8 protein-coding genes are annotated in these 4,399 nt (G+C 42.6%); all 8 read left to right on the forward strand.

The features are described 5' to 3' along the window. Positions 1-659, forward strand: a 659-nt coding sequence (map, locus tag Q0338_RS00685; RefSeq protein WP_298085085.1) for a type I methionyl aminopeptidase, incomplete at its 5' end; no start/stop codon positions are given. A 125-nt stretch (positions 660-784) separates the two neighbouring features. Continuing rightward, positions 785-1,003: a translation initiation factor IF-1 gene (infA, locus tag Q0338_RS00690; RefSeq protein WP_002943098.1), complete on the forward strand. Its 219-nt coding sequence runs from the start codon at positions 785-787 to the stop codon at positions 1,001-1,003. A 156-nt stretch (positions 1,004-1,159) separates the two neighbouring features. Beyond that, positions 1,160-1,273 (forward strand): 50S ribosomal protein L36, encoded by a 114-nt coding sequence (gene rpmJ / locus Q0338_RS00695; RefSeq protein ID WP_002947091.1) that lies wholly within the window; start codon positions 1,160-1,162, stop codon positions 1,271-1,273. Between the two features lie 3 nt (positions 1,274-1,276). Continuing rightward, positions 1,277-1,645 (forward strand): 30S ribosomal protein S13, encoded by a 369-nt coding sequence (gene rpsM / locus Q0338_RS00700; RefSeq protein WP_002943382.1) that lies wholly within the window; start codon positions 1,277-1,279, stop codon positions 1,643-1,645. A gap of 9 nt (positions 1,646-1,654) precedes the next feature. Further along, entirely contained in the window at positions 1,655-2,047 is a 393-nt protein-coding gene (rpsK, locus tag Q0338_RS00705; protein ID WP_002947090.1) for a 30S ribosomal protein S11, read from the forward strand. Between the two features lie 22 nt (positions 2,048-2,069). Further along, entirely contained in the window at positions 2,070-2,696 is a 627-nt protein-coding gene (rpsD, locus tag Q0338_RS00710) for a 30S ribosomal protein S4 (RefSeq protein ID WP_002943554.1), read from the forward strand. 14 nt (positions 2,697-2,710) lie between these two features. Further along, positions 2,711-3,724 (forward strand): DNA-directed RNA polymerase subunit alpha, encoded by a 1,014-nt coding sequence (locus tag Q0338_RS00715; RefSeq protein ID WP_298085086.1) that lies wholly within the window; start codon positions 2,711-2,713, stop codon positions 3,722-3,724. A gap of 11 nt (positions 3,725-3,735) precedes the next feature. Next, on the forward strand, positions 3,736-4,092 hold the full coding sequence (gene rplQ, locus Q0338_RS00720) for a 50S ribosomal protein L17 (RefSeq protein WP_002943070.1): 357 nt from the start codon (positions 3,736-3,738) through the stop codon (positions 4,090-4,092). Positions 4,093-4,399: the final 307 nt, after the last annotated feature.

The following is a 4,399-nucleotide window of genomic DNA, read 5'->3' on the forward strand; positions in this document are numbered from 1 at the left end:
CTGGCATTTCACTGCTCGAAATAGATAAAATTTGCGACGATATGATAAGGGCTGCAGGCGCAAAGCCCGCATTTAAGGGGCTTTATGGCTTTCCAAACGCCGCTTGTATCAGCGTAAACGAAGTAGTCATCCACGGCATCCCGAACGAATACAAACTACAAGAAGGCGACATCGTAAGCGTCGATATCGGCTCAAATTTGAATGGATATTTCGGCGACTCGGCTAGGACTTGGGGTGTGGGTCAAATTTCGCGCGAGGACGAAAAACTAATCGCTTGCGCCAAAGACGCGCTATATTTTGCGATAGATACCGTAAAAGCGGGAATGCACTTTAAAGAGCTTAGTTTTGAAATCGAGAAATTTATAAGAGCTCGCGGATTCGTTCCTTTAACTGGATTTTGCGGTCACGGCATCGGTAGACGCCCGCACGAAGATCCGCAAATTTTAAATTATTTAGAAGGCGGGAGCCCAAAATCCGGACCAAAAATCAAAAACGGAATGGTATTTTGCGTGGAGCCGATGATTTGCCAAAAAGACGGCACTCCGGTGATCGGTCCTGACAAATGGAAAGTAACCAGCAAAGACGGACTAAGAACCAGCCACTACGAGCACTGCATGGCTGTCGTAAACGGACGTGCGGAGATCTTAAGCCTAGCGTAAAATTTTAAAATTTACAAGTTGTTTGTGCGACTTGTAAATTTTAAAATTTTAATTTGTGGTGAGTTAAAATTTTAATTTCAAACTTCCGCCGATCGGCGAAAGTAAATTTAACAAAAAGGAGTTAAGTGGCAAAAGACGACGTCATAGAGATCGACGGCAACGTCATCGAGGCGCTGCCAAACGCGACGTTTAAGGTCGAGCTTGACAACAAACATGTGATTTTGTGTCATATTGCGGGCAAGATGAGGATGCATTATATAAAAATAATGCCGGGGGACCGCGTAAAGGTGGAACTAACGCCTTACAGTCTGGATAAGGGTAGGATAATTTACCGACATAAGTAAATTAAAAGCTAAATTTGGCTATACTCAGCCCTTTGCGACAAATTGCTGTATGAAGAATTGTTTTCAAAGCCCACCACTTGTTTTGAAAATAGTTGGTTTAAAATTTCGTTAAACCTGATGCAGCCTAAAAGTGGAATAAATTTTTAGGAGACTAGAATGAAAGTTCGTCCTTCTGTAAAGAAGATGTGTGACAAGTGCAAAATTGTCAAGCGCCAAGGCGTAGTTCGCATAATCTGCGAAAATCCAAAACATAAACAAAGACAAGGATAAAGCATGGCACGTATCGCAGGTGTGGATTTACCAAAGAAAAAGAGAATCGAATACGGTTTGACCTATATTTACGGTATCGGTCTTCACAAATCTCGTCAAATTTTGGATGCTACCAAAATTTCTTACGATAAAAGAGTAAACGATCTAACCGAAGACGAAGCTGCGGCTATCCGCAAAGAGATCCAAGAGAACCACGTAGTGGAAGGCGACCTTAGAAAAAGCGTCGCTATGGACATCAAGGCTCTTATGGACTTAGGAAGCTACCGCGGTCTAAGACACAGAAAAGGTCTTCCGGTGCGCGGTCAAAAGACTAAAACAAACGCTAGAACTAGAAAAGGCAAGCGCAAAACAGTCGGCGCTGCGACTAAATAAGGATAAGCGATGGCAAAAAGAAAAGTAGTTAAAAAGAAAATTGTAAGAAAAAGTATCGCTAAAGGTATCGTTTATATAAGCGCGACTTTTAACAACACTATGGTAACGGTTACCGATGAGATGGGAAATGCTATCGCTTGGAGCAGTGCTGGCGGACTAGGCTTTAAAGGAAGTAAAAAATCAACTCCTTATGCAGCCCAACAAGCAGTAGAAGACGCTCTAACCAAAGCAAAAGAGCACGGCATAAAAGAAGTAGGCATCAAAGTACAAGGTCCTGGCAGCGGTAGAGAGACCGCAGTCAAGAGCGTAGGCGCGGTAGAGGGCATAAAAGTAACGTTTTTAAAAGATATAACTCCGCTTCCGCATAATGGTTGCAGACCGCCGAAACGCCGCCGCGTATAATTAGAAATTTAGGAGAATTATTATGGCTAGATATAGAGGACCCGTTGAAAAATTAGAAAGAAGACTCGGCGTTAGTTTGGCGCTAAAGGGCGAGCGTCGCTTGGCAGGTAAGAGTGCGCTCGACAAAAGACCTTACGCTCCGGGACAACACGGACAAAGAAGAAGCAAGATAAGCGAATACGGCTTGCAGCTTCGCGAAAAACAAAAAGCTAAATTTATGTACGGCATTAGCGAAAAGCAATTCCGCCGCTTATTCCAAGAGGCTGCTCGCCGCGAGGGAAATACCGGTGCGCTTTTGGTGCAGCTTTTGGAGCAAAGACTAGATAACGTAGTTTACAGAATGGGCTTTGCGACGACTCGCCGCTTTGCTCGCCAGCTAGTTACTCACGGACATATTTTGGTAAACGGCAAGAGAGTGGATATTCCTTCTTACAGAGTCCAAGCGGGTGCTAAAGTAGAGGTTATCGAAAAATCTAAAAACAATCCGCAAATCGTTCGCGCGATCGACCTTACGGCACAAACTGGCATCGTAGCTTGGGTCGACGTAGAAAAAGATAAAAAATTCGGAATTTTCACAAGAACTCCGGAAAGGGAAGAAGTCGTCATTCCTGTCGAGGAAAGATTCATAGTAGAGCTTTATTCGAAATAATAAGGGGTATAACGATGAGAAAAATTACCACATCAGCTTATATGCCTACCGAAATTTCAGTAGAGAGTATAAGCGAGAATGTCGCCAGAATAACCGCGTATCCGTTTGAGACGGGCTATGCTGTTACTTTGGCTCATCCGCTAAGACGACTTTTATATAGCAGCACGGTTGGATTTGCGGCTACGGGCGTCAAGATAGAGGGCGTATCTCACGAATTTGATTCGATGAGAGGCATGCTCGAGGACGTAGCGCAGTTTATTATAAATTTAAAAAACATCCGCTTTAAGCTAAAAAACGAGTCTGAGCGCGAAGTGGTCGAGTATTCGTTTAAAGGTCCAAAAGAGATAAAAGCCGGCGATCTAAAAAGCGATGTCGTAGATATCGTAAATCCGGGCGCCTATCTTGCGACCATAAACGAAGACGCGGAGCTTAAATTTTCCGTAATCATTCAAAAAGGTATCGGATACGTCCCAAGTGAAGAAATAAGAGACAATACCGAAGAGGGTTATATAGCTCTAGACGCTTTCTTTACGCCTGTTAAAAAAGCTGTTTATGAGCTAGAAAGTGTCCTGGTTGAGGATAACCCTGACTACGAGAAGATTATTTTCACGGTTACGACGGACGGACAAGTGGGTGCGATCGAAGCGTTTAAACACGCGATCGAGGCAATGTATCAGCAGATGTCGGTGTTTAAAGGTGTTTTGAATATCGACGTTTCTGCAGGCTTAAACGCTCAAACTTCAGGCAGCGAGCATGCGAAGCTACTTCAAAGCGTAGAAGAGTTAAATTTGAGCGCTAGAAGCTTTAACTGCCTTGATAAAGCTGAGATTAGATTTATCGGCGAGCTTGCTTTGATGGATGAAAACGAGCTAAAAGAGCTTAAAAATTTAGGTAAAAAATCTCTAGAAGAGATCAAAGCCGTTATGCAAGAGATCGGATATCCGGTCGGCGGCGACCTAGGCGGCGGCAAAGAGCAACTCAAGAAAAAAATCGCCGACCTAAAATCACAAATGAGTGCAAAAGAGTAAAAGGAAGATAAATGAGACACGGTCACGGATACAGAAAACTAGGTAGGACGTCGGCTCACCGTTCGGCTCTACTTAAAAATTTAGCTATCGCTATCATCAAAAGCGAAAAGATAGAGACGACCTTGCCTAAGGCAAAAGAGTTGAGAAGCTATATCGAAAAGCTAATCACTAGAGCGAGAAAAGGCGACAGTAACGCTCATAGAGCGGTTTTTGCTAGCCTGCAGGATAAAGAAACTACGAATAAGCTAGTAACTGAGCTTGCTCCAAAATTCGTAGGCAAAAACGGTGGGTATACGCGCATCGTTAAGACTCGCGTTCGCCGAGGCGATGCTGCTGAGATGGCTTATATCGAGCTAATCAAAGAATAATTTTTAGAGAGCTTCGGCTCTCTTTTTCTTTTTAAATTTATCTGCCTTCAATTATCTCAAAATCCACTCTAGCTTTTTATCTTAATTAAATTTATTTGCTTCTCTGTTACATCGTTTGTAATTTTACATATGGGCGGAAAATGATAAATTTTGTGGAGACTTTTATTTTAGATTTTATGCAATTCTACGCATAAATTTCCTTTTTAAAAGATTTGATCGCACGACAAGCGTAATATACCTAACTTATAATATCCGAAATAGTTTTATGATATGCAACGACCGATTGCATAAAACTATTTTGAGCTTT

It is taken from the genome of uncultured Campylobacter sp. (assembly GCF_938018145.1).
Classification (GTDB): Bacteria; Campylobacterota; Campylobacteria; order Campylobacterales; family Campylobacteraceae; genus Campylobacter_A.

Excerpts from the sequence above, each read along its gene's own strand:
- rpmJ (WP_002947091.1), top strand. The coding sequence starts at position 1,160 with ATGAAAGTTCGTCCTTCTGTAAAGAAGATGTGTGACAAGTGCAAAATT.
- rpsM (WP_002943382.1), top strand. The coding sequence starts at position 1,277 with ATGGCACGTATCGCAGGTGTGGATTTACCAAAGAAAAAGAGAATCGAA.
- rpsK (WP_002947090.1), top strand. The coding sequence starts at position 1,655 with ATGGCAAAAAGAAAAGTAGTTAAAAAGAAAATTGTAAGAAAAAGTATC.
- rpsD (WP_002943554.1), top strand. The coding sequence starts at position 2,070 with ATGGCTAGATATAGAGGACCCGTTGAAAAATTAGAAAGAAGACTCGGC.
- Q0338_RS00715 (WP_298085086.1), top strand. The coding sequence starts at position 2,711 with ATGAGAAAAATTACCACATCAGCTTATATGCCTACCGAAATTTCAGTA.
- rplQ (WP_002943070.1), top strand. The coding sequence starts at position 3,736 with ATGAGACACGGTCACGGATACAGAAAACTAGGTAGGACGTCGGCTCAC.